Origin of the sequence: Rhizobium sophoriradicis (assembly GCF_025200795.1) — a bacterium.
Lineage (GTDB): Bacteria > Pseudomonadota > Alphaproteobacteria > Rhizobiales > Rhizobiaceae > Rhizobium > Rhizobium sophoriradicis.
Map to the genome: position 1 here is coordinate 570,752 of NZ_CP104153.1, position 25,322 is coordinate 596,073.

Sequence of the window (25,322 nt, forward strand, 5' to 3'; positions counted from 1 at the left end):
CCATGATCCTTCACGAACTCATCGACTACGAAACCCTGCGCCTCATCTGGTGGCTGCTGCTCGGCGTGATATTGATCGCTTTTGCAACGACAGGCGGCTTCGATCTCGGCGTCGGCACGCTTCTGCCCTTTGTTGCCAGGACCGATGCGGAGCGGCGCGTGGCGATCAACACGATCGGCGCCACCTGGGAAGGCAACCAGGTCTGGCTGATCCTCGGCGGCGGCGCCATCTTCGCCGCCTGGCCGCCGCTTTATGCGGTCTCCTTCTCGGGCTTCTATCTCGCCATGTTCGCGATCCTTTTCGCGCTCATCCTGCGCCCGGTCGGCTTCAAATACCGGTCGAAACGGGAAAGCGTCCGCTGGCGAAACGCCTGGGACTGGGCGCTTTTCATCGGCGGGTTCGTGCCGGCGCTGATCTTCGGCGTTGCCGTCGGCAACGTGCTGCAGGGCGTGCCGTTCCGCTTTGCCGACGACATGCGGATCTTCTACGAAGGCTCGTTCTTCGCTTTGCTCAACCCCTATGCGCTGCTCTGCGGGCTGTTGTCCGTCGCCATGTTGACGATGCACGGCGCCGCCTGGCTGGCCTTGAAGGCGAACGGTCCGGTGGCGGAGCGGGCCAGAAGCTATGGCAGTATCGCCGCCCTTGCCGCCATCGTGCTCTTTGCCCTCGGCGGCCTCTTCCTGTGGATCGGCGTTGGCGGCTATCGCATCGCCGGCGATATCAGCCCGATCGGACCGTCAAACCCGCTGCTGAAGAGCGTGGTGATCGAGAATGGCGCATGGCTTGCCAATTACAACGCCCATCCTTGGATGATCCTGGCGCCTGTCCTCGGCTTTGCAGGTGCGGCACTGGCCTTCCTCGCAATGCGGGCAGGACGCGAGGTGACGACGCTCATCTTCAGCAAGGTGGCGATACTGGGCATCATCTCCACGGTCGGTCTGGCGATGTTCCCGTTCATCCTGCCCTCCTCGCTCGATCCGCGATCGAGCCTGACGGTGTGGGATGCATCCTCCAGCCATATGACGCTGTTCATCATGCTGGTCGTGACGGTGATCTTCCTGCCGATCATCGTTGCCTACACCGCCTGGGTCTACAAGGTTTTGTGGGGCAAGGTCGACGAGAAGTCGGTCACCGACAAGAACAGTCACGCCTACTGAGGGAGACGAAACGATGTGGTATTTCGCATGGATCCTCGGCTTGCCGCTGGCCGCCGCCTTCGCTGTCCTCAACGCCATGTGGTATGAGCTGATGGACGACGCCGCCAAGAAGAAGGCGTCCGAGACGTTGAAGTAGTGATGGAAAGGGCGCGGCTTCAAGCCGCGCCCTTTCCATTGGGTCAGCCTTCCAGCCACTTTACCTGTTCGGGCGTCAGCCGGATATCGAGTGCGGAGAGACTGTCTTCCAGTTCGGCGACGGTGCGCGGCCCGATCAGCGGGATGACCGGGAAGGGCTGGGCGATCACATAGGCGAGCGCGATGTGGATCGGGTTGCGGCCGAGCTTGTTGGCAAGTTCGATGGCGCGGTCGCGGCGTCCGAAGTTGCGCTCGGAATACCAGACGCGCACGATCTCCTCATCGTCTCGCTTGTCGCGGCCGGCGCGGTCGGTAAAGAAACCGCGACCCTGGCTCGACCAGGCAAAGTTCGGGATCTGCTTCTCGTTCAGCCATTTCTTCCAATCGTCATCGGAGGCGGCAACACAGCCGGCCCAGATCGGATCGAGCATTTCGGCAAGCGAGAAGTTGTTGGAGAGCGCCGCGGGTTCCGCCTTGCCGGTCCTTTCGGCATAGGCGATCGCTTCGTCGAAACGCGCTCGCGTCCAGTTCGAGCCGCCGAAGATGCCGCGGATGCGGCCGCGTTTGACCTCGGCATCCATGGCGTCGACGAACTCGCCGACCGGCACGTCGGTGTTGTCGCGATGCATGAAATAGACGTCGACATAGTCGGTCTTCAGCCGGGCGAGCGATTGATCGAGCTGTTTTGCGATCATATCGGGGTAGCAGAGCGGCGAATGGGCGCCCTTGCCGATCAGCACGATCTCCTCGCGCGGCACTTTGCGGCTGGTGTGCCAGTCACCGAAGATCGCCTCCGTCTTGCCTGCGCCATAGACAAAGGCAGTATCAAAGGCATTGCCCCCTGCCTCGTAAAAGGCGTCAAGCGTCAGCGAGGCGGCAGCGAAATTCGGGAAGAACTCAAAGCCGAGTGTCACGACCGAAGCGGGCTTGGAAATGCCGGGAATCTGGCGCTGCGGAATGCTATTGCCGCGCGTGACCGCGCCGCCGGCAATATTGTTCGTGCGCTTGACCGCCTTCTCGACACCGTATTCGAGACCGACCGAGGCACGCCATTGGTCAAGCACGCGCAGGTTTCCGATCGAATCCGCCCAGCTCATACCGGGAGTGCTGAACTCGGTTTTGCCGGCGCGGATGGCGTCGCCCACCGCATCGGCCTCGAAGGAATAGAGCCAGCGGTCTTCCCTGACCTCGATCGTTTCCTGCTTGCCGCCCTTGAAGATCTCGATTTTGCCGACGCCGCCCTTGTGGCCGGAGGCGAACCAGAAGTCGGCGACCTCGATCCTGCCCTCGGAGCCGATGATACGCAGGACGTTGTCCTGCTGCGCCATGATCGAGCAGGAGACTTCGGCAATGATCTCGTTCGGGAACTTCAGCACGGCCGACGCCCACTCATCGACGCCGCTCTCTCCGAGATGGGCAACGCCCGAAACTTTTTCCGGTTCGAGGAAGGCTTTGCCTTCCGCAGCGCCGGCGATCAGCCTCGCCATCGAGACGGGATAGCCGCCGACATCGAGAATGCCGCCGCCAGCTGTATCGTTGGCGAACAGCCGGTGCTCCGGCTTGTAGCCGCCCATATTGAAGCCGAAGCTCGAGCGGATGATGCGCAGCGTGCCGATGACGCCGCTCTTGACGAGTTCGACCAGCTTCTCCGTCTGCGGATGCACGCGGTACATGAAGGCCTCGCCGGCAAAGACGCCAGCCTTCTTGGCTTCGTAGTAAACGGCCTCGGCATCATAGGCCGACAGTGCGATCGGCTTTTCCACCAGGATATGTTTTCCGGCGCGGGCAGCCTTGATCGCCCATTCGGCATGGCCGGTATGGGGCACGGAAATATAAACCGCATCAATCTCGGGGTCGGAAAGCAGCGCCTCATAGCCGTTGACGATGCGGGCGCCGGGGAAAGCTTCGGCAAGGCCTGGCTTTGCAGGATTGCGGGTGGCGATCGCCACCAATTTGCCGGTACGCGAATGGGCGACGCCATCGGCAAAGGTGCGGGCGATGGTGCCGGGGCCGATGATGCCCCAGCGGATCGGTTGATCGGACGTCATGGAAACCTCTTTCGTCTTTCTGCCTTGGGAGGGGTTTAGCGAAGCCGTTTGCCGGCGCCGTCGAAAAGGAATGTGTGGCGTGCGGGAAGGCCGACGGTCAGCGTCTCGCGATTGCCGGCGACACGCGATTCCGGCCGCTCGATGATCAACTGCTCGCTGCCGATGGCGGCGTAGATATAGCTGGTGTTGCCGAGATGTTCGGCGACGTCGATGGCGACGGTGAGATCGGCATCGCCCATGCCGGCATCGACGAAATGTTCGGGACGGATGCCGAGCGTCACTTTCGCGCCGGCTTCGATGGGATCGGCGACGGGCAGCGGCAGGCGCGTATTGGTGTTGCTTTCGAGTGCAATCACCGCCCTGCCCGGCTGCGTCTCGACCACAACGGCCTTAAGGAAATTCATCTTCGGCGAGCCAACGAAGCCGGCGACGAACTGGTTGGCGGGATCGTCATAGAGATCGAGCGGCGCGCCGATCTGCTCGATATTGCCGGCGCGCAGCACGACGATCCGGTCGGCGAGCGTCATCGCCTCCGTCTGATCGTGGGTGACGTAGATCATCGTCGTGCCGAGCTGCTTGTGCAGCCGGGAGATTTCGACGCGCATCTGCACGCGCAACTCGGCGTCGAGGTTCGACAAAGGTTCGTCGAACAGGAAAACCTCCGGTTCACGGACGATGGCGCGGCCGATCGCGACGCGCTGGCGCTGACCGCCGGAAAGCTGCTTCGGCCGCCGCTTCATCAACTCGGTGATCTGCAGGATCTCGGCGACATGGCGCACGCGCCGCTCGGTATCGGCCTTCGGGTTGCCGTTCATGCGCAGGCCGAAGCTCAGGTTTTCCTCGACGGTGAGGTGCGGATAAAGCGCATAGGATTGAAACACCATGGCGATGCCGCGATCGGCCGGCTCGACGTCGTTGACGACCCTGCCGCCAATGCGAAGCTCGCCTGAAGTAATGTCCTCGAGGCCGGCGATCATCCTGAGCAGCGTGGACTTGCCGCAGCCGGACGGGCCGACGAAGACGACGAATTCGCCATCCTTCACCTCCAGATCGGCGCCGTGGATAATCTCAAAGCCGCCGAAGCGCTTGACGATATTGCTGAGTGAAAGCTCTGCCATGCGGCCTCCCGATTATTTAATTGCGCCGGCCGCGATGCCGGCGATGAAATGGCGCTGCAGAGCCACGAAGACGACGAGGATCGGCGCCGTCAGCAGCACCGCGCCGGCCATGATGCCGCCCCAGGAGACTTTGGTGAGGCCGATCAGCGTTCCCAATGCCACTGGCGCCGTCATCATCCCCGGTCTGGAATTGATCAGCAGCGGCCAGAGATAATTGTTCCACGAGTGCAGGAAGAGAATGATCGCCAATGCCGCCATCGTCGGGCGCGCCAGCGGCAAGGCGATGCGCAGGAAGATCTGCCATTCCTTGACGCCCTCGACCCGGGCCGCATCGAAAAGCTCGCCCGGCATCATCGAGAAGGATTGCCGCATGAACAGCACGCCCAGCGAATTGAACAGCGGCGGCACGATCAGCGCCACCCAGGTGTTTGCCAGCTTGAACTCGCGCGCCACCATGATGAATTGCGGGATGACGACCACGGAGAAGGGCAGCGTGATCGTGCCGAGGATGATGGCGATGACGACGGTGCGGCCGACGAAACGGTAACGTGCCAGTGCCCAGCCGGCCATCGAAGTCAGCAGCACCGAGAGCACTGTATAGATCAGCGCCACGCCGATGGAGATCACCATGGCCCCGATGAAATCGGTATCGGCCTGCAGGTTCTTGAAATTCTCGACGAAGTTGGTCGATGGCCACAGCACGATATCAGGGCTGAAGATGCCGTTGTCGGGCATCGTGGAGAAGACGAACATCATCCAGAGCGGAAACAGCCAGATTATCGCAAGCGGCGCCAGTGCGGCATGCAACGCGATCTGGCGCAGCAGAAGAGATTGCGATTTGGATTTCATTTCGGATCCCTCCCGACCCAGAGATTGAGAAGCGAGATCGCCACGGCAAGGGCAGCCATCGTATAGGCGATCGCCGAGGCATAGCCAAAGTTCAGCGCGGTGAAACCCTGGCGATAAAGGAAGAGGCCGAGAGTTTCCGTGCCGCCGCCGGGGCCGCCGCGATTGGTGATGAGGAAGGGCTCGGTGAAGAGCTGCATGGTGCCGATCACCGAAAGCACCACACAGAAGAGGATGATCGGTTTCAACAGCGGCAGGGTGATATGAAAGAACTGCTGTACCTTGCTCACCCGGTCGAGCGTTGCTGCCTCGTAGACATCGTCGGGAATGGCCTGCAGGCCGGCGAGGATGATGATGGCGTTATAGCCGGCCCAGCGCCATGTGACGGCAAGGATGATCACGGCCATCGCCGCATTGGCATTGTCGAACCAGGATATCGGGCTGAAACCGATGGCCGAAATCATCTTGTTGATGACGCCGAAATCGAGGCTGAACATCAGCCGGAATACGGCTGCGTAAGCGACCTCACCGACGACAACCGGCGCAAAGAAGGCGAAACGGAAAAGCGGGCGCGCTTTCAGGAGCGGCGAATTGAGCATGACGGCCATGACGGTCGCAAGCGCGATCATGACCGGCACTTGGATCACCAGAATGATCAGCGTGTTGTAAAGAGCGTTATAGAAGGCAGGGTCGTAGAAGAGCCGGCCCCAATTGGACTGGAAACTGTATTTCCACGGGTTGATGCGGGTGTTCTGAAAGGAAATCAGGAACGAATTGATGATCGGCCAGACCCAGAAGGTGGCAAAGATCAGCAGATAGGGAGCGAGGAACGCATAGGCGCTCCGGGTTCTGAACGGCATCCAGTTTCCTCCACACGAACTAAATGAATGACCGGCTGCGTTGCAGGCCGGGGGAATGCCGGGAGCTTGGAGCGCCCGGCATCGTCATTCATTGCGCGATGGGAAGACCGGTCGCCGAAGCGATCTGGTTGGCGGCGTCGTCGAGAGCCGCTTTCGCATCGGGGTAGCCGCCGGCGAAGAACTTCGCCTGCGTCGCCCTGAAGATGCCTTCGGCATCGCTCTGGAAGGCGGTGCCGCGGCTCGGAACGATCTTCGGCAGCGTCGCCAGGATATCAGCCCAAACCTTCTGCCCGCCCCAATAGGGCTGCGGCTCGTTGACGAAGGGATCCTTCTCGGCCGAAAGCAGCGACGGCACCAGGCCGAATTCCTTCAGCATGGTCACCTGCCCCTCGTTGGTGCCGAGGGCATAGTTGACGAACTTCCAGGCCGCTTCCTTGTTTGCGGACGCTGCCGAAATTGCAAGCGACGAACCGCCGAGATTGGCCGCGTGCGGGCCGTCGGCCGTCAGGCTCGGCATTCTGTAGACGCCCCATTTGCCCTTGAGATCGGGAGAGGTCGAGCGCACGGTGCCTTCATACCAGCCGCCATAGAGCTGGCTTGCCGCCTTGCCGGCGGTATTGGCCTGGATCTTTTCGTCCCAGTTGGCGGCCGTCAGCGTGCCGGCATCCTTCATCTCCTTTACCTTCTGCAGCGAAGCGACGCAGGCCGGCTGGTTGATGGTGATGTTCTGGCCGTCGGTCGAGAAATAGCCGCAGCCCTGCTCGTTGGCGATCATGCGGAACCATTCGCTGTCGCCGTTGAAATCGGCCTGCGCCATGACGACACCGGGATTGGCGGCCGAGATCTTCTTGCCGGCGGCGATGAAATCGTCCCAGGTGCTGATGGTGCTCGGATCGACGCCGGCCTTTTCATAGAGATCGCGGCGGTAGAAGACGGCGACGGGACCGGAATCCCAGGGCATAGCATAGGCGACATCGCCGACCTCGAGCTCTGTGCGCTTGAAGTCGGGGAACTTCGCCTGAATATCGGCTGTGTAACCGAGCTCTTTCAGATTAGCGAAGCAATCCGGGAAGCGGCTCCAGAAGATTTCAGCTTCGAAATTCTCGATGCTGACGATGTCGGGCAAGCCTTCGCCGCCGGCAGCGCAGGCTGCGAGCGTCTTGTCGAAGACCTGGCTGTTTCCGAGGTCTTCGACGGTGATCTTGATATCGGGAAACTGCTTGTTGAAGCCGGGCAGCGTGGATTTCAATGCCGACGCGGCGACATTCCAGCTCCAGATGGTCAGGTTGGCCGACTGCGCGAAGGCGGAGCCGGAAGCGAGCAGTGCGACAGCTGTGGTCGCGGCGAGAAGTTTGAAGCGCATTGAAAATCCTCCCTTTTCAATTGCCGATCTTTCACGAACGCGGTTAGACTATCCGCAAGGGAGCGGCTGTCTCCTAAAAAGGGAATATGGATTTGGCGGAAAGTAAGATCGGCACGAGTGCAATCTACCGGCCCGGCGCCGGCAGCATCGAGGGTTCGCCGACGGCGCTGCAGATGTTTCATGCCCATCCGCTCGTCATGGCCATGCCGCACTGGCATGCGCAGGTCGAGGTCAACTATGTCATGCGCGGAACTGTTCATTATCGGATGAGCGACCACGAATTCCGGCTGAACGCCGGCGAAATGTGCCTCTTCTGGGGCGGCCAGCCACATCAGATGGACGAATCATCGGATGATTCGCTCTACGCCGGCGCCCACCTTCCGCTCATCTATTTCTTTCGGCTGCGTTTGCCGATCAGCATTTCCAGCCGGCTGATGAAGGGCGAGACGCTGCTGACCTCGGCAACCGATGCCGCCGACAATGAAAATTTCGCTCGCTGGTTCCACTATTCCAAGTCCGGCGATTCCGCCAAGGCCCAGCACGCCGTCGATGAATTGCTGCTGCGCATCGAGCGCATTGCGCTCGAACCCTATTCGATGACCACATCGAAGACGACCGTCAGCCTGGAAGGCGATCAGCCGCATCCGAATTCCTCGCGCAGCGTCGCGCGCATGTGCGATTTCATCGCCGCCAATTTCCTGCAGGACATCGATTCGGTCGACATCGCCCGCGCCGCCGATCTGCACCCGAAATATGCGATGAACCTGTTCAAGCGGTCGACCGGCATGACGATCAGCAAATATGTGACGCTGCTCAGGCTGTCGCGCGCCCAGGCGATGCTGATGAGCGAGGGCGCCAATGTGTTGCAGGTGGCGATGGACAGCGGCTTCGGCTCGATCAGCGCCTTCAACAAATCCTTCCGCCATATCGCCGGCATGTCGCCATCCGACTTCCGCCGGGATATCCGGCTGGTGACGACGGTGCCCGCCGGTTCCTTCCAGAACTAGCTCACAATACGGCGGCGACAGACGATCGTTTCTCGGCAAGTTCGATCTGAATGCCATCAGGATCGCGCAGAAAGGCGACCTTGTGCAGAACTTCGCCATTGACGGCCAGGCGCGGCTGCTCCTTGACCTCGACACCGGCCTGTTTTAGCCGGGCGAATGTCTCATCGACACTTTCGAACAGGAAGGTCAGATGCCGTAGTCCGGCCGTGCCCTCGGGAACGTCAACCGCCCGTGCCGCACCACCGGCCGGCGCGACGATCTCGAGCATGCCGCCGCCGGCATCGAGAAAGGCGATCTCAGAGCCGTCGGCCATCGTCTTGCGCAGATGCAGGCGCAAGCCGAGCAGGCCGCAGTAAAAATCGAAGGCACGGTCCATGTCACTGACCGTCATGCCGACATGTTCGAAGGATTTCAGCATGGGTGCTTCTTTCGTTTTGGATTTCGGCGGCTTGAATTTTGGATGAGCGGGATTGCTGGAGGCCGCAGACGGGTGGGCGCTTGCGCTCTCTCATTCTCGCCACCAGTTTGTCGTCGAAACACGAGGCTATCAAAGTCATGCATATTCGAAGAGCGGTATCCGCCGATGCGGAGGAGCTGTGCAGTCTCCTGAACGAAATTATCCTGGCCGGCGGCACAACCGCGCTCGAGACGCCGCTTACCGCCGCGGAATTCACAGATTGGTTCATCAACGGCGAGTTTCCCCTTGTCTGCCATGTGGCCGAGCATGACCGGTCGCTTGTCGGCTTTCAGTCGCTGAGCTCATACGGCGATCCGCCGAAGGGTTATGTCGATATCGCAACATTTGCCCGCATGAGCCCGAAGATCTCAGGCGCCGGCAGCGCCCTTTTTCCGGCGACGCGGGCACCAGCCGAAGAGCTCGGGCTCGAATTCATCAATGCGACCATTCGTGCCGACAATGTTGGCGGTCTTGCCTATTACGCAAAGATGGGCTTCGAGCCCTATGACAGGCTTATCCAAGTTCCGCTGTTGGACGGAAGGCCCGTCAATCGGGTCAAGAAAAGGTTCAAGGTGGATGCCAAGCCCCGTCCGGCACCCACCGTTTGACCGTTCGCAGACCCCGTCGGAAGGCCCCCGTCCGTGCCCTTTTAACGCCCCTCCCCTGCTTTGTTCACAGGCCGGCAGCCGCGCGCTGTTCCTCCGGAAGCCAGGAGCGGTAGAGAGGGTGATCGGCGGCAATCGGCATCGGCGTCGGCTTGCCGGTGCGCTGCGAGTAATAGGCGGCCGTCACCAGCTCCAGTGAGTTACGGGCATCCTGCAGCGTCACCGGCGGGTCCTTGCCCTCGACGATCGCCTTATGGAGGAGCTCGAACTGGCGGGTATAGCCGTCCTCGCCCGGCACATAGGCGGCCAGCGCCTCGTCGATCCGCGCCTGGTGTTCCTCCGTTCCAGCCGTGAAGATCCAGGGATCGCGACCCATCGTGTAGGGTTCGAGTATGCTGTCGGCGACGAGATCGCTGAAGCAGAAGCGCAGTCGCGAGATCTCCTTGCGCGAGCCGAGCGTCATCGACAGCGTCGCCAGCGAGCCGTTCTGCATCTTGACCGAAAGGGCGGCCGTATCTTCCACTTCGATCGGATTGACCAGCGTCGCACCATAGGAAAACACCTCGGCGCAGGGTCCATGCACATAATTCAGCATGTCATGCGCGTGGATCGCGTGGCCGAGAAGGCCGCCGCCGAGCTCGGTCGCCCATTTGCCGCGCCACGGCACGGCGTAATAATCCGGGCCGCGCCACCAATGGGTTTCGATCGTCGTCAGGAATGGCTTGCCGGCCAGGCCGCTTTTGATCAGCAGCTTCAACTTCTGCAGGCCGGAGCCGTAGCGATATTGGAAGATCGGCATCAGCTTTTGGCCGGGGAAGCGGGCGAGGATGCGGCCCATTTCGTCGACCTCGGCGATCGAGCCGAAGAGCGGCTTCTCGCAGATCACGTGCTTGCCGGATTCGATGCCCTTGCGGCAAAGCTCGAAATGCGAGCTCGGCGGCGTCGAAATATCGATGATATCGAGATCGTCGCGGGCAAACAGCGAGTCTGCGTCCTGCGTATATTCGCCGATGCCGAACTCTTCACACAGCGCTTTGCCGCGATCCTCATCGAGCGAGCAGAGTACGGGAACCTCAAAGAGATCCTTGTTCCAGCCGAAGCCTGTCAGATGCCGCGCGGCAATCCCTGCGCCGATGACGCCGACGCGCAATTTCCTGGTCATGTCATCCTCCTCAGCGAGCGCCGATGCGCGCGGCTTTCGTCTGGGCTTCGAGCGAAAGGCGGCAGACCTCGAATACGTGATCCTGCGTCATCGCCGTCTGCGTGCGGTTGCCGACATCGGCGGTGAAGGCGTCGAAATAATCGAGCTTTTCGCCACTGCAATCGATATGGGTCATTTCCTTGCCGTTGACGAGGAAGAGGTGATCCTTGCCCGGCCGGCCGGCAATGTCGATATATTTGCGCAGCTCGATATAACCCTCGGTGCCGAGGATGGTCAGGCGTCCGTCGCCCCAGGTCGGCAGTGCCTCCGGCGTGAACCAGTCGACGCGGACATAACCTGCCGCTCTGTCGGAGCGCAGCAGCACTTCGCCGAAATCCTGGAAGGCCGGCTTGTCGGGCATGCCGAAATTGCCGATCGAGCTGGCGATGACCTCCCCCGACGTCGAGCCGGTATAGAACAGGAACTGGTCGACCTGATGCGAGGCGATGTCGACGATGATGCCGCCGAAGGCTTCCGGATCGAAGAACCAGTCGGGTCTGGTCGGCAGCTGCAGGCGGTGCGGGCCGACGCCGAGCGTCTGGATCACCTTGCCGATTGCGCCTTCGGCGACGAGCTTGCCGGCCTTGACGGCGGAGCGCACGCAATGGCGCTCGGAAAAGCAGATCGAGAAGATCTTGCCGGTCTCTGCCACTGTGCGCTTGACCTCTTCGAGTTGGGCGAAGGTCGTGACGCCGGGCTTGTCGGTCATCACGTCCTTGCCTGCCTTCATCGCGCGGATGGCAAGGCCGGCGCGGTCGCGCGGGATCGCGGCAATGCAGATGACATCGATCGACGGATCGTCGAACAGCTTTTCGCGATCGATCTGCGGCGCATCGGGATATGTCTTTTCGAACGTCTCGCGCAGTGCCGGCACCGAGGTTTGCGGGCAATAGCCGACGAACTCGCCGCCTGCCGCCAGCAATCCTTTCACGTGATCGAACGTATGCCCATGGTCGATTCCGACGACGGCAAATCTCAACATCGCTGCAATATCCTCCCGGGATTTTCTGAGCACCGGCTGGCGCCGGCATCCTCCATGTCGGGCAAAACAGATAACGAAACTTGCCTCCTGTCAAGGCGAGATCGAGGCTGATAGTGCGTATCGACATATGTAAATAATTGAAATCAAACAGATATTTTGTATCTAAATAGTTATTTACTGACTTCCGGCGCCGTTTTACCGACAAGCCGTTCATTCGATCCGATTGGACGAAAGTCTTTTTCTCCAGCATCTCTTGCCCCGTCTGCGTGAATGTGATCGATTTCCGCCGCCGCCGAGTTGGAGGGCGGCAACGACCTCGAAGATATTCAAAGAGCGCTCCCCGCTTGCCTGTGACGGAGGATCACCATGTCTCATCCCCTTCTCAATGCCGCTGCTTCGGCTGGTCTTTTTGTCGGCCGCGTCTGGAGCCCCGAGGCTGCCGGCCCGAGCATCGTAACGCTGCGCGAGGGGATGCTGGTCGACATTACCTCGCGCGACGCGCCGACGCTGAGCGCCCTGCTCGAAAAACAGGATGCCGCCGGCTTCGTCCGCGCCGCAAAGGGCAAGGCGCTCGGCTCCTTGGAGGAGATCGCCGGCAACAGTACGGGAACGCCGGATACGGCGCGTCCCCATCTGCTGGCGCCCGCCGACCTGCAGGCGGTCAAGGCCTGCGGCGTCACCTTCGCCCAGTCGATGATCGAGCGCGTCATCGAGGAGAAGGCGGCCGGCAATCCGGATCGTGCCGCCTCGATCCGCGAGCGCGTCAGCACGCTGATCGGCGGCAGTCTGACCAATCTCAAGGCCGGTTCGCCGGAGGCCGCCAAGGTCAAGCAGGCCCTGATCGACGAGGGCATGTGGTCGCAATATCTCGAGGTCGGCATCGGTCCCGACGCCGAGGTCTTCACCAAGGCGCCGGTGCTGTCCTCGGTCGGCTGGGGTGCGGATGTCGGCCTGCATCCGATCTCGACCTGGAACAATCCCGAGCCGGAAATCGTGCTGGCGATTAATAGCCGCGGCGAGATCAAGGGGGCCACACTCGGCAATGACGTCAATCTGCGTGACGTCGAAGGCCGTTCGGCGCTCTTGCTCGGCAAGGCCAAGGACAATAACGCTTCCTGCGCGATCGGTCCCTTCATCCGCCTGTTCGATGCCGGTTACGGGCTGGATGACGTGCGCAGGGCGGAACTCGACCTCAAGGTGACGGGCGGCGATGGCTTCGTGCTCAACGGCAAAAGTTCGATGTCGCAGATCAGCCGCGATCCGAGCGATCTCGTCAAACAGACGCTCGGGCCTCATCATCAGTATCCCGACGGTTTCATGCTCTTTCTCGGCACGCTGTTTGCTCCGACGCAGGATCGCGACGCACCGAAACAGGGTTTCACCCATAAGATCGGCGATGTCGTCGAGATTTCCTCGGCCGGCCTCGGCGCCCTCGTCAACACTGTTCGCCTCTCCACCGAATGCCCGCCCTGGACCTTCGGCATTTCGGCGCTGATGCGCAATCTGGCGAAGCGCGGATTGCTGTAACTACTGGTTCCGCCGCCTGCCCTGCAGCAGGTCAAGGACGGAGTTGGCTGCCTCGAGGACGTTCGTCCCTGGGCCGAACACCGCGGCAACACCGTGTTCGTGCAGGAATTCATAGTCCTGTCTCGGAATGACGCCGCCGCAGACGACGATGATATCGCCACCGCCCTTTTCCCTCAGCCTGTCGATCAGCTGCGGCAGCAGGGTTCGGTGACCGGCCGCCAGCGACGAGACGCCGACGACATTGACCTTCTCACCGAGCGCCACGCCGGCCGCCTCCTCAGGCGTCTGGAAGAGCGGACCGGCAAGCACGTCGAAACCGATATCGCCGAAGGCGGAGGCGATCACCTTGGCGCCGCGGTCATGCCCGTCCTGGCCGAGCTTGGCAACCATGATCTTCGGCCGCTGCCCCATCGTTTCCGTGACCTCCGCCATGCGGGTCTTCAGCACCGCGAGTTCCGGCTCGTTGTCATAGGCCTCCCCATAGACGCCCTTAATGACGGCAGGCGTTGCGGCATGATCGCCGAAGGCTCCGCGCATGGCATCGGAGATCTCGCCGACGGTGGCGCGCGCCCGTGCCGCCTCGATCGCTGCTTCCAACAGGTTGCCGCTCCCGGTGCGCGCCACCTCTGCAAGGGCGGCCAATGTCTCGCGCACGGCATTGCCGTCGCGCCGCCGCCTGGTTTCCTCGATCCGTTTGATCTGGGCGCTGCGCACTGCGCTGTTGTCGATCTCCAGAATGTCGATCGGCTGTTCGTTGTCGAGCCTGTAACGATTGACGCCGACGATGACCTCTTCGCCCTTGTCGACGGCAGCCTGGCGGCGCGCGGCCGCCTCCTCGATCATCCGCTTCGGCAGGCCGTCATTGACGGCTTTCGTCATGCCGCCGAGCGCTTCGACCTCCTCGATCAGCGCCCAGGCCTTATCGGCAAGCTCCTGCGTCAGGCTCTCGACGTAATAGGAGCCGGCCAGCGGGTCGACCACCTTGGTGACGCCGGTTTCGTGGCTCAGGATGAGCTGGGTGTTGCGAGCGATGCGGGCGGAAAATTCCGTCGGCAGCGCGATCGCCTCGTCGAAAGAATTGGTGTGCAGCGATTGCGTGCCGCCGAGCACGGCCGACATCGCCTCGAAGGCGGTGCGGATAATGTTGTTATAGGGATCCTGCTCCTGCAGCGACACGCCGGAGGTCTGGCAATGGGTGCGCAGCATCAGCGAGGCCGCCTTGTTCGGCTGGAACTCCTCCATGATCCGGCTCCAGAGCAGCCGGGCGGCGCGCAGTTTCGCCGCCTCCATGAAGAAGTTCATGCCGATCGCAAAGAAGAAGGAGAGCCTTCCGGCGAAATCATCGACGTTGAGGCCCTTGGCAATCGCCGCCCTGACATATTCGCGACCGTCGGCCAGCGTGAAAGCCAGCTCCTGCACCAGCGTCGCACCGGCCTCCTGCATGTGATAGCCGGAGATCGAGATCGAGTTGAATTTCGGCATCTCCCTTGCCGTATATTCGATGATGTCGGCAACGATCCGCATCGAGGGTTCCGGCGGATAGATATAGGTGTTGCGGACCATGAACTCCTTGAGGATATCATTCTGGATGGTGCCTGAAAGGTCGGCCCTCGGCACCCCCTGCTCCTCGCCTGCGACGATAAAGGAGGCGAGGATCGGGATGACGGCGCCGTTCATCGTCATCGACACAGACATTTCCCCGAGCGGAATGCCGTCGAACAGGATCTTCATATCCTCGACGCTGTCGATCGCGACACCCGCCTTGCCGACATCACCTTCGACGCGCGGATGATCGCTGTCATAACCGCGATGGGTGGCGAGATCGAAGGCGACCGACAGGCCCTTCTGGCCGGCGGCCAGATTGCGGCGGTAGAAGGCGTTCGATTCCTCTGCCGTCGAGAAGCCGGCATATTGACGGATTGTCCACGGCCGGCCGGCATACATGGTGGCGCGCGGGCCGCGGGTAAACGGCGCAAAGCCGGGAAGCGAGCCGAGATGCGCGGCGCCTTCGAGATCCTCGGCCGTATAGAGCGGCTTGACGGCAATGCCTTCCGGCGTCTGCCAAATCAGCGTTTCGGGCGAGGCACGCAGTTCCTTCTGCGCAAGCTCCGCCCAATCCGACAGCGTCTTCTTCGTCATGCCTTCCTCCGGCTCTTTCATCGCACCTTATCATTTCATAGGCGCACAATGCGATAAAGCCTTAGGACGTTGAACGCAGCAAAGCATCGATCGCCTGCCTCATCCGCCACGAGTTTGCGGGGCCGACCTATTTGTGGTCCAGCCTGGCGACCAGCCGGTCACCGAGCCACTGAATGCCGCAGACGAGGATGACAAGGACGGCCACCACCGCGATCATCACATTGGTTTCGAAGCGCTGGTAGCCGTAGCGAATGGCGAGATCGCCGAGTCCGCCGGCGCCGATTGCGCCTGCCATGGCCGAGGCGCCGATCAGCGTCACCAGCGTCACGGTGAAGCCGGCGACGATGCCGGGCAGCGCTTCGGGCACCAGCACTTCGCGCACGATGGTCCAGCGATTGCCGCCCATGGCGCGCACGGCATCGATCAGCCCGCGGTCGACCTCGCGCAGCGACACTTCGGCGATACGGGCGTAATAGGGCGTCGCGGCGATGGCGAGCGGCACGATGGCCGCCCATGTGCCAAGCGCGGTGCCGACGATCAGCCGCGTCAGCGGAATCAGGGCCACCAGCAGAATGATGAAGGGCACCGAGCGGAAACCGTTGATAACAGCGCCGAGCACGCGATTGATCCAGAGATTTTCAGCGATGCCGCCGCGTGCGGTGACGACAAGGGCAAGGCCGAGCGGCAGACCGGCGACGAGGGAGATCACGCCGGAGGCGACGGTCATCAGGACGGTCTCCCAAAGCGAGCGGATCAGCAGTTCAAACATGATCGGCGTCATAACCAAGCACCTCCACCCGGGCGGACCGGGCCGTCAGAAATTGTTCGACCTTCCCGGCAAGCGCGGGGTCGCGCATGGGAACGGCGATGAAGAACCGCGCAACCGGCTGGTTCTGGATATGGTCGATGCCGCCATGGACCAGACGGAAGGAATGCGGCAGCGCCGCCGAAAGCTCGGCAAACAGCGCGCCTTGCGCTTCAGGCCCGGCCAGATCGACACTGAGGATCGCCTCACTGCCGGATGTCGCCGACAGCCGGCCGGCTATATGATCGGGAAGCTGCGGGCGGATGCCGCCGAGCAGGCTCCTTGTGATCCTTTCTTGCGGATTGGCGAAGACCGACCAGACCTGGCCCTCCTCGACGATCCGCCCGGCATCGATGACCGCGACCCGATCGGCAATGCCGCGCACCACTTCCATCTCATGCGTGATCAGCAGAATGGTCAGGCCGAGTTTGCGGTTGATATCTTTGAGTAAGGACAGGATCGACCGGGTCGTCTCGGGATCAAGCGCCGACGTTGCCTCGTCGGACAACAGCAGCGCCGGACGCGCCGCGAGCGCGCGGGCGATGCCGACGCGTTGTTTCTGGCCGCCGGAGAGCGAGGCGGGATAGGCCTTCGCTTTGTCGGCAAGCCCGACGAGCTCAAGCAGCTCACGCGCCCGATTCAGGCGCTCGGCCCTGGCAACGCCCTCGATCTTCAGCGGCAGCGCGACATTGTCTTCGACCGTCTTGGCCGAAAGCAGGTTGAAGTGCTGGAAGATCATGCCGATGCGGCGGCGCAGCGGCTGCAGTTCCCGTTCTTGAAGTCCGGTGATATCGCGGCCTTCGATACGGATCTCGCCGCTGTCGACGCGCTCCAGGCCGTTCAGGCAGCGGATCAAGGTCGATTTGCCAGCGCCGCTGCGGCCGATGATGCCGAGGACTTCGCCCTTCTTCACCTGCAGCGAAATGCCGTCGAGCGCGGCCGTGGCTCCGAACCGACGCTTCACGTCGACAAGTCTCACCACTTCTTCGGCCGTTGCTGCTTGCGGCTGCGGCTCGATTGTCGTGGCGGAAACAAAGGAATTCATCTGCTTTTCCTTAGAAACACCAAAGGCGGTCCTGGCATGAAACGCCCGGACCGCCTTTCGGCAGGCCTTAACCCCGGCCGAGTTTCGGATCAATAGGCGCTGAGACCCGTCCCCTTATAGACCTTGTCGAATTCGGCCTTGACGGTGTCGTTCTGATAAGACGACACAAGCGTCTTGACCCAGTCCGCATCCTTGTTCTCGGCCTTGACGGCGATGAAATTGCGGTACGGATTATCGGCGACCGGCTCCTGCGCGATGCGTTCGGCCGGAGAAAGGCCGCTCTTCAAAGCCCAATCGGTGTTGACCACACCGGCATCGAGATCATCGATCGAACGGCCGACGATGCCGGCATCGAGTTCTTTGATCTCGATCTTCTTCGGATTGTCGCTGACGTCGGCGACCGTTGCAAGAATGCCCGTGCCGTCCTTCAGCTTGATCAGGCCTTCGCTCTGAAGAACGCGCAACGCCCGGCCTTCATTCGAGGGATCGTTCGGGACGCCGATGACGGCCCCTTCCGGGATGTCGGCGACGGACTTGTATTTCTTGCTGTAGAGGGCGATCGGCCAGACCCCGGTATAGCCGGTGCGGACGATATGATATCCGTGCTGCTGGATCTGGTTATCGAGATAGGGCTGATGCTGGAAGGCGTTGGCGTCGATCTCGCCCTGCTCCAGAGCTTCGTTCGGCTGCGTGTAGTCGTTGAAGACGACGGTCTCGATCTTCAGGCCTTTCTTGGCCGCCTCACTCGTGACGACACGCCAGATGTCCTCCTCTTCGCCGGCCATGATGCCGACTTTGATCAACTTGTCCTCGGCAAAGGAGGGAGTGGGAACTGCAAAGGCAAAAAGTGCGGCAGCAGAGACGGCGACGGCAGCAAGAGCCGCCCGGCGCGAAAACTGTAAGCCGTGAAGGTTTTTGTTCTTGGTCATAGTATATCCCGTCTGAATGAATGAGGCCGAACGCCCCGATTAGGCTGAGCATGGCAAATGCGCGGATCGGGGGCGAAGCACGAACGTCTGATGTGAAGGAAGAGCCTGAAAAACTCTTGCCCCGCCTTCGATATCGGCAGGATAAATTTCTATCAAATTTATGGATTAATTGCGGCCCTTAAGCATGTCCTGAAGAATGAAGGTGGCGCTTGAGAGGCGCGCTCGCCGAGATCGTGATGGCGTAGCGCCTGTCCAAGTGTGGGCGACATCAGGGTAAAGCCATGCCAATCCTCCCCATCCAGATGCGGAGGAAATCTTTGGTTGCGGACCATATGGCCTCAGGCCGGCTTCTGCTTTGGGATGCGCGGCAGGAGAATCGTCAGCAGGCCGAGCAACGGCAGGTAGGAGCAGACGCGGTAGACGAAGTCGATGCCGTGCGTATCGGCAAAATCACCGAGCAGCGCCGCACCTAGCCCCCCTGCCCCGAACGCGAAGCCGAAGAAGACGCCGGCGATCAGGCCGACGCGGCCGGGCACGAGCTCCTGAGCAAAGACGACGATTGCCGAAAACGCCGAAGCGAAGATCAGGCCGATGACGACACTGAGCACCCCCGTCCAGAGAAGGTTCGCATAGGGCAGCAGCAATGCGAAGGGAATGACGCCGAGGATCGAAAACCAGATGACGAAACGGGCACCGAAGCGATCGCCGATCGGTCCACCGAGGAAAGTGCCGACGGCAACCGAGCCGAGGAACAGGAAGAGCATCAGCTGCGCCTGCTGCACGCTGAGTTCGAACTTGTCGATGACATAGAAGGTGAAGTAGCTGGAGACGCTTGCCATATAGACATTCTTCGTTGCCGTCAGCAGCACGAGGATCAGCAGCGCCCAGACGACCCTGTTCTGCGGCAGCGGCAGGGTTCGACTGACGGCAGGTCTGCTGGCGTTCTGGCGCCGATGGCTCATGTACCAGTTGCCCACCCAGCTCAGCACGATCATGCCGACCATGGCGATGACGGCAAACCAGGAGACACTGTGCTGGCCGAGGGGCAGCACGATGAAGGCGGCGAGCAGCGGACCGATGGCCTGGCCGGCATTGCCACCGACCTGGAAAAAGGACTGCGCAAAACCGTGGCGACCGCCGGAGGCAAGACGGGCGACACGCGAGGATTCCGGATGGAAGACCGCCGAACCGAAGCCGATCAGGCTTGCTGCCACCAGCAGCAGTGTGAAACTGCCGGCGTTGCCGAGCAGAATAAGGCCACAAAAGGTGCTCGCCATGCCGACCGGCAGGGAATAGGGCATCGGCCAGCGATCGGTGACGATGCCGACCGCCGGCTGCAGCAGAGACGCGGTGACCTGAAATGTCATGGTAAGAAGGCCGATCTGCACGAAGTCCAGGTCGTAATTCGCCTTGAACAGCGGATAGAGTGAGGCGAGCAGCGACTGCATGATGTCGTTCAGCATATGGCAGAAGCTGACCGCCATCAGAATAGACATCGTCGTTTTTTCGAAACGGGGCGCGCCTTCAGCAACGGTTGCCATCAATATCTCTCCTGAACAGGTACGGTCGGTGCCGTGCTGCGTCTTTTTCGATGGATTTTCGGCGATCGGGGCTGGCAAGACTGTCGCGCGACGGTCGCTGAGAAGCATTTAACCCACGCCTGGCAGCAATCGCCAGCCCGGTTTCTCCAGGATCGGTACGGCTTTTGTTCGATTTTCCTTCAGTGGAGCGGGTTCTTGCGCAGTCATCCCCTCTTTCCGATGGGGGTTTTCATACCACAGTCAGCCGGGATCGTCGCATATGTGGTATGCTATATGAAAACAACCATGGAAAACCGCTCAGGGGGGCACTACAGCTGCGGCGATTGAAATGCGATCGAGGCTGACAATACGCGATGAATGTCAAGACACCGAATGCCATAGACAGCTATGTCGGAGCGCGCATCAGAACGCGCCGGCAACTGCTCGGAATGAGCCAGGAACGGCTTGCCGATCAGATCGGCGTGACCTTTCAGCAGGTTCAGAAATACGAAAAGGGCATCAACCGCATCGGCGCGAGTCGTTTGCAGCGGATCGCCGAAGTGCTTCACACCTCACCGAGCTTCTTTTTCGAGCAGGGCGACTCCGAGCGGTTGGCGGTGCGAGAGCTGGATGCACCGGACCACGCCGATCCGGTTGCAGAATTCCTGCGAACCAAAGAGGGGCTGGTGCTCAATCGTGCCTTTCTGAAGATCGCCGATCCCCAGATCCGTGCGACGATCATTGCACTGGTAACGGCGATGGGGCAGGCGGAAAGCCGCGGTCCGACACTGGCGGCCTCCATCGGGGATATCACCCGCCCGCCCGGAGAGTAACCGGACGGAATGGCAATTCGCGTGTTCAGATCCAAGTCATTTGCCAAGCTGCGGCGGACCGGCCAGTGTCAAAGGGTTTGCATGCTCGACATTGCGATTTCAGTACAATGCCGTTGTTTCTGCTTGGTCTCGTCCGATTCGGCCTGAATGCGCGATTGCCGCACGGGTCCAGGGCACGCTCGCTTGGGCAAGTGCTCGAAAAAGATTGGACAACTTCTTGATTGGGTCTTGTTAACCCTATTTGCCTTGCCACTCTTCCAGAATCGGCGATAAATGCGGTTTCAAAGCGCGCAGAGCTTTTAAATCGCATTTTCGAGATTTCTATGAATATGGCACCGCAGATAGAGAAAGCAATTTCCGATGTCGATCAGCTGATCATCGGTCAGGCGCAGGAACTATCCGACAAGCTGAAGCAGCATCGGCTCGAAATGTTTCCACCGCGCGCGCTGAAGGGGCTCAGGGAATTTCAGCTTGCCGAAGTGGCGCGGTTTCTCGGCGTAACCAGCGGCTATCTTCGCAATCTGTCGCTGGAGGGCAAGGGTGTCCTCCCCCAGGTGACCCCGTCGGGCCGTCGGTCCTACACGGCGGAACAGATGGAAGAGATGCGCGCCTTCCTCGAGCACAATGCACGCGCCGGTACACATTATGTCCGCCATCGCCGCGGCCACGAACATCTGCAGGTCGTCGCCGTGGTCAACTTCAAGGGCGGCAGCGGCAAGACGACAAGTGCGGCCCATCTTGCCCAGCACCTTTCCCTGACTGGTCACCGCGTGCTTGCCGTCGATCTCGACCCGCAGGCGTCTCTCTCGGCCATCCACGGTTTTCAGCCCGAGTTCGACGTCAACGAAAACGAGACGCTCTACGCCGCCATTCGCTACGACGACCGGCGTAGGCCGCTGCGGGAGGTGATCCGGCCGACCAATTTCCCGAACCTTGATCTGGTGCCGGGCAACCTGGAACTAATGGAATTCGAGCATGACACGCCGCGGGTCCTCGCCCAGGGCAAGTCAGGCGACTATGGACGCGTCTTCTTCGCCCGGCTGGACGAGGCGCTTTCTTCGGTCGCCGACGATTACGACGTCGTCATCATCGACTGCCCTCCCCAGCTCGGCTTTTTGACCATGAGCGCCATTTGCGGCGCGACGGCGGTCCTGATCACCGTTCATCCGCAGATGCTCGATGTCATGTCGATGTGCCAGTTCTTGCAGATGCTCGGTGAAGTGCTGAACACGCTGAAGGGCGCCGGCGGCAACATGAACCTCGACTGGCTGCGTTATCTCGTGACCCGCTACGATCCGCAGGACGGGCCGCAGACACAGATGGTCGCCTTCATGCGGTCGATGTTCAAAAACCACGTGCTCACCAATCCGATGCTGCGCAGCGTGGCGATTTCAGATGCGGCGATGACCAACCAGACGCTTTATGAGGTCGAGCGAAGTCAGTTTACCCGGGCGACCTACGACCGCGCCATGGAGGCAATGGATGCGGTCAACACCGAAATTGTCAATGTGATCCACAAGGCGTGGGGGCGGTAATGACCAGGAAGTTTACTGCAGTAAACCGTGGCGGGGAGACGGCTGATGGCGCGTAAAAATCTGCTCTCCAGCCTGATGGACGACGCCAAGAAGTTTACTGCGGTAAACAATGAGGATGAGCCGACCCATGGCGATGAGAAACAGCACATCACCTATAAAGGGATCGGCGCTCTCGGGGCCGTCACGCGCAGCATTGACGCGCTGGCTGCGAAGGCTGATGCAGCCAGGGCGATCGAAGAGCAATTGGCGAGCGGCGAGACGGTAGTCGATCTCGATCCCGCGCTGATCGAAGATTCCTTCGTGACGGATCGGTTGGTCCATACCGACGAGCAGTTCCGCGAGTTGGTCGAAGCGATCCGCCTGCGCGGGCAGGATTCGCCGATCCTCGTGCGCCCGCATCCCCAGAACGACGGCCGATATCAGATCGCCTTCGGGCATCGCCGCGCCCGCGCTGCTAAAGAGCTCGGCCGGCCCGTCCGCGCGGTGGTCAAGAAGCTCGACGATCGCGACCACGTCATTGCTCAGGGACAGGAGAATTCGGCGCGCGCCGATTTGTCCTTCATCGAGAGGACGATGTTTGCCGACAGGCTCGATGCGCTGGGCTTCGACCGGCAGACGATCATGTCCGCCCTCAGCGCCGACAAGACCACGGTTTCCAAGATGCTGTCCGTCAGCAAACGGATTCCAGCCGAAGTCCTGGCTGCGATCGGCGCGGCCAAGACCACTGGCCGCGACCGCTGGCATGATCTTTCGGTGAAATTCGAGACTGAAAACATCGCCGCCAGGGCAATCGAGTTTACCAGGTCGGCGGCGTTCGAGACCGCCGAGCCGGACACCCGCTTCGACATGCTCGTTGCATTCATCAGCAGGAAGCATCGAGCCTTGCCCACCGCCGCGCTTGAACCCGTGGCCCGCGCCTGGCAGCGCCAGGACGGAGCCGTCAAGGCGAAGATCAAGGATGATGGAAGGCAGTTCACCATAGCGCTGAAGGCGGAAAAGGCATCTGCCTTTGGAGCCTACATCGCCAGCAATCTGGATCGCCTCTACGAGGCGTTCGAGAAGACATTGGATTCGACGAAGAACGGAGATCAATAAGCAAAAGAAAAGGCCCCCGAACGTTGCCGTCGCGGAAGCCCTCTCTGATCTAGACACCCAGAGAATCACATTTCCGCGAATCATAGTCAAGAGTCTTTGGCACCGAATTTGGTGAGCTGCGATCTTTTGCCTTGAGGAAGGCGAAGAAAATGGAAAGCGGAAATGTGACGACGCCCTTCGGGCGGCGGCCGATGACGTTTGGCATGTTGGCAAGCCAGACTGCGGCCGGAAAAATCGAGCCCGGTCGATCGATCGACAAGTGGAAAATCTACCGCGCCCTGTGTGAGGCCAAGCCGATGCTCGGCATCACCGACCGGGCACTCGCCATCCTCAACGCCCTGCTGAGCTTTTATCCCAAGGGAGAGCTCTCCGAGGAAAATGGGCTGGTCGTGTTCCCGTCCAATGCCCAGCTCTCCCTGCGCGCGCACGGCATGGCGGAGCAGACGATCCGCCGCCACCTGGCAAGCCTTGTCGAGGCTGGGCTGCTGATCCGCAAGGACAGCCCGAACGGCAAGCGTTATGCCCGCAAGGAACAGGGCGGGGACATCCGCGAGGCATTTGGTTTCTCATTGGCGCCGCTGCTCGCGCGCGCGGACGAGATCGAGCGGCTGGCGGCGGAGGTGGCGGCCGAACGATTGCATCTGCAGCGGCTCAAAGAGCGCTTGACGCTATGTAGGCGCGACGTTGCCAAGCTCATCGAAATGGCGCTGGAAGAGGGGGTCGCCGGCGATTGGGGGGGAATCCATCTGCATTTCCGCAATATCGTCGAGCGACTGCCACGCTCGCCATCCGCTGCCCAGATCGCAGATGCGCTCGACGAATTGGAACTGCTGCGCAACGAAATAACCAATCAGTTGGAAATGCAGGAAGAAACACACAATCGTAGCGGCAATGCCCCACATTATGAGCGGCACATACAGAATTCAAACCCACAATCCATTACTGAATTTGAACCAAGCTTCGAAACGAAGCAGGGCGCAATGGCGGACGATCGACCGGTAGGTCAGGCCGAACCGGCCGCCCCAGTGCAGAAAAGGGAAGACACGAACAGCCATGTCCAGGCCGCCACATATGCCTCCGCTGGCAGCGGCGCGCTCAAATCCTTTCCGCTGGGCCTGGTGCTGCAGGCCTGCCCCGAGATCGCGGCCTACGGACCGGAGGGCTCGATTGGCTCCTGGCGCGATCTGATGGCAGCGGCTGTGGTCGTTCGTTCGATGCTCGGTGTCAGCCCGTCGGCCTACGAAGAGGCCTGTGAGGTCATGGGGCCTGAAAATGCGGCCACCGTCATGGCTTGCGTCCTCGAAAGGGCAGGACACATCAACTCAGCCGGCGGCTACCTGCGCGACTTGACGCGTCGTGCCGAAAGAGGAGAGTTTGCCATTGGCCCGATGTTGATGGCCCTTGCCCGCACCAGTTTGCCGATGAGAAACAAGACAGGATGATTGGTCTTTGCCCGCAAGCTTATGGTCGACGGCTACAAGCGTTGTAGCCGCAAAGTTAGAATGTTGTCCTGTTTTTGCAAAGTTGGAATGTCATACTCCCCGTTTTGCTGACATGGGAGATTGCGGATGGGATTGATTGCGATGAGCGAGCGCGATCTGCAGCGGGTCGAGATTTTGTCGAAGTGATCGCCGGCCGGATAGCGATGGTCGCAGGGGCGCATGTGCTTGATCTGAGCTGGCGCCAGGTGCAGCGGCTGTTGGATCGCATGAGCACCGACGGCGCCGTGTCGATCCGACATAAGGCGATTGGTCGGCGTCGAACAACCGGATCAGGGACGGTGTCGGGATTTTGCGGTGACGCTGGTTCGTGAACGTTATACGGATTTCGGTCCGACGCTCGCGGCCCAGAAGCTTGCCGAGCGCGGCGGATTGCGGGTGTCGCGCGAGAGGCTGCGTCGCTAGATTTCGGAGGCCGGCCTGTGGCTGTAACGCAAGCAGCCGGCTCGATGCGCGATGGAAGGGACGCTCCCTGCCCTACAAAGTGTTCGACAAAGACCAGCGGGTGGCGCATGCGACCATCGTCGAGAACAAGCGGCTCGGCGATGCTCGACGATATCTAGGATATGCCAGGACCAGCTGCCGAAGCCTGGTGTGAAGACCAATAGCGAGAAGA

22 protein-coding genes and 1 pseudogene are annotated in these 25,322 nt (G+C 61.0%); 10 read left to right on the forward strand and 13 right to left on the reverse strand.

Annotated features, from left to right (window positions below; translation table 11 throughout):
- Positions 1-2: 2 nt before the first annotated feature.
- Positions 3-1,157 (forward strand): cytochrome d ubiquinol oxidase subunit II, encoded by a 1,155-nt coding sequence (gene cydB, locus N2597_RS24645; RefSeq protein WP_096763246.1) that lies wholly within the window; start codon positions 3-5, stop codon positions 1,155-1,157.
- A gap of 13 nt (positions 1,158-1,170) precedes the next feature.
- The gene (cydX, locus tag N2597_RS24650; protein WP_040143024.1) at positions 1,171-1,293 is read left to right on the forward strand and encodes a cytochrome bd-I oxidase subunit CydX; all 123 of its coding nucleotides are present in this window, start codon (positions 1,171-1,173) and stop codon (positions 1,291-1,293) included.
- Between the two features lie 43 nt (positions 1,294-1,336).
- Here cydX and N2597_RS24655 read toward each other — a convergent pair whose 3' ends face one another.
- The 5 genes from N2597_RS24655 to N2597_RS24675 form a co-directional block, all read right to left on the reverse strand.
- A complete protein-coding gene (locus N2597_RS24655; protein ID WP_183595944.1) occupies positions 1,337-3,340 on the reverse strand; it encodes an aldo/keto reductase in 2,004 nt (667 codons plus the stop codon).
- 35 nt (positions 3,341-3,375) lie between these two features.
- Positions 3,376-4,458, reverse strand: a complete 1,083-nt coding sequence (locus tag N2597_RS24660; RefSeq protein WP_096763248.1) for an ABC transporter ATP-binding protein — start codon at positions 4,456-4,458, stop codon at positions 3,376-3,378.
- Positions 4,459-4,470: 12 nt separating this feature from the next.
- Positions 4,471-5,307, reverse strand: a complete 837-nt coding sequence (locus N2597_RS24665) for a carbohydrate ABC transporter permease (RefSeq protein ID WP_010056938.1) — start codon at positions 5,305-5,307, stop codon at positions 4,471-4,473.
- The gene (locus N2597_RS24670) at positions 5,304-6,164 is read right to left on the reverse strand and encodes a carbohydrate ABC transporter permease (protein WP_040112975.1); all 861 of its coding nucleotides are present in this window, start codon (positions 6,162-6,164) and stop codon (positions 5,304-5,306) included. The genes N2597_RS24665 and N2597_RS24670 overlap by 4 nt, the downstream gene beginning before the upstream one ends.
- An 88-nt stretch (positions 6,165-6,252) precedes the next feature.
- Entirely contained in the window at positions 6,253-7,527 is a 1,275-nt protein-coding gene (locus N2597_RS24675) for an extracellular solute-binding protein (protein WP_096763249.1), read from the reverse strand.
- 86 nt (positions 7,528-7,613) lie between these two features.
- Between N2597_RS24675 and N2597_RS24680 the strand changes: the two genes are divergently transcribed.
- On the forward strand, positions 7,614-8,534 hold the full coding sequence (locus tag N2597_RS24680; protein ID WP_106796897.1) for a helix-turn-helix domain-containing protein: 921 nt from the start codon (positions 7,614-7,616) through the stop codon (positions 8,532-8,534).
- 1 nt (position 8,535) lies between these two features.
- Here N2597_RS24680 and N2597_RS24685 read toward each other — a convergent pair whose 3' ends face one another.
- Positions 8,536-8,952, reverse strand: coding sequence for a VOC family protein (locus N2597_RS24685; protein ID WP_183595946.1), 417 nt, complete (start codon positions 8,950-8,952; stop codon positions 8,536-8,538).
- Positions 8,953-9,089: 137 nt separating this feature from the next.
- Between N2597_RS24685 and N2597_RS24690 the strand changes: the two genes are divergently transcribed.
- Complete coding sequence (locus N2597_RS24690) at positions 9,090-9,599, forward strand: GNAT family N-acetyltransferase (RefSeq protein ID WP_183595948.1); 510 nt, start codon at positions 9,090-9,092, stop codon at positions 9,597-9,599.
- Positions 9,600-9,663: 64 nt separating this feature from the next.
- Here the strand turns inward: N2597_RS24690 and N2597_RS24695 are convergent, their stop codons facing one another.
- Together N2597_RS24695 and N2597_RS24700 are read right to left on the reverse strand one after the other, a co-directional pair.
- Positions 9,664-10,758 (reverse strand): Gfo/Idh/MocA family protein, encoded by a 1,095-nt coding sequence (locus N2597_RS24695; RefSeq protein ID WP_183595950.1) that lies wholly within the window; start codon positions 10,756-10,758, stop codon positions 9,664-9,666.
- 10 nt (positions 10,759-10,768) lie between these two features.
- Positions 10,769-11,779, reverse strand: a complete 1,011-nt coding sequence (locus tag N2597_RS24700; protein WP_096763254.1) for a Gfo/Idh/MocA family protein — start codon at positions 11,777-11,779, stop codon at positions 10,769-10,771.
- Between the two features lie 366 nt (positions 11,780-12,145).
- Between N2597_RS24700 and N2597_RS24705 the strand changes: the two genes are divergently transcribed.
- Positions 12,146-13,306 carry a fumarylacetoacetate hydrolase family protein gene (locus N2597_RS24705; protein ID WP_183595952.1) on the forward strand — a complete coding sequence of 387 codons (1,161 nt, stop codon included), beginning with the start codon at positions 12,146-12,148 and terminating at the stop codon, positions 13,304-13,306.
- On the opposite strand, the gene scpA is transcribed toward N2597_RS24705, so the two are convergent.
- The 5 genes from scpA to N2597_RS24730 form a co-directional block, all read right to left on the reverse strand.
- Entirely contained in the window at positions 13,307-15,445 is a 2,139-nt protein-coding gene (gene scpA, locus N2597_RS24710; RefSeq protein WP_183595954.1) for a methylmalonyl-CoA mutase, read from the reverse strand.
- 127 nt (positions 15,446-15,572) lie between these two features.
- Positions 15,573-16,226 carry a methionine ABC transporter permease gene (locus tag N2597_RS24715; protein WP_040112982.1) on the reverse strand — a complete coding sequence of 218 codons (654 nt, stop codon included), beginning with the start codon at positions 16,224-16,226 and terminating at the stop codon, positions 15,573-15,575.
- On the reverse strand, positions 16,207-17,295 hold the full coding sequence (locus N2597_RS24720; RefSeq protein WP_040112983.1) for a methionine ABC transporter ATP-binding protein: 1,089 nt from the start codon (positions 17,293-17,295) through the stop codon (positions 16,207-16,209). The genes N2597_RS24715 and N2597_RS24720 overlap by 20 nt, the downstream gene beginning before the upstream one ends.
- Positions 17,296-17,384: 89 nt before the next feature.
- Positions 17,385-18,224, reverse strand: coding sequence for a MetQ/NlpA family lipoprotein (locus N2597_RS24725; RefSeq protein WP_183595956.1), 840 nt, complete (start codon positions 18,222-18,224; stop codon positions 17,385-17,387).
- A 338-nt stretch (positions 18,225-18,562) separates the two neighbouring features.
- Entirely contained in the window at positions 18,563-19,765 is a 1,203-nt protein-coding gene (locus tag N2597_RS24730; protein WP_040143326.1) for an MFS transporter, read from the reverse strand.
- Between the two features lie 353 nt (positions 19,766-20,118).
- Here N2597_RS24730 and N2597_RS24735 point away from each other — a divergent pair, with 353 nt between their 5' ends.
- From N2597_RS24735 to N2597_RS33755, 5 genes and pseudogenes are all read left to right on the forward strand, one after another.
- Positions 20,119-20,577, forward strand: coding sequence for a helix-turn-helix domain-containing protein (locus tag N2597_RS24735; RefSeq protein ID WP_040143038.1), 459 nt, complete (start codon positions 20,119-20,121; stop codon positions 20,575-20,577).
- Between the two features lie 323 nt (positions 20,578-20,900).
- Complete coding sequence (repA, locus tag N2597_RS24740; RefSeq protein WP_040112986.1) at positions 20,901-22,112, forward strand: plasmid partitioning protein RepA; 1,212 nt, start codon at positions 20,901-20,903, stop codon at positions 22,110-22,112.
- 45 nt (positions 22,113-22,157) lie between these two features.
- A complete protein-coding gene (gene repB, locus N2597_RS24745; RefSeq protein WP_183595958.1) occupies positions 22,158-23,207 on the forward strand; it encodes a plasmid partitioning protein RepB in 1,050 nt (349 codons plus the stop codon).
- A gap of 149 nt (positions 23,208-23,356) precedes the next feature.
- Positions 23,357-24,649: a plasmid replication protein RepC gene (gene repC, locus N2597_RS24750; RefSeq protein WP_040112988.1), complete on the forward strand. Its 1,293-nt coding sequence runs from the start codon at positions 23,357-23,359 to the stop codon at positions 24,647-24,649.
- A gap of 126 nt (positions 24,650-24,775) precedes the next feature.
- A pseudogene (locus N2597_RS33755) lies at positions 24,776-25,108 on the forward strand (helix-turn-helix domain-containing protein); the annotation flags it as partial.
- Between the last annotated feature and the right edge of the window lie 214 nt (positions 25,109-25,322).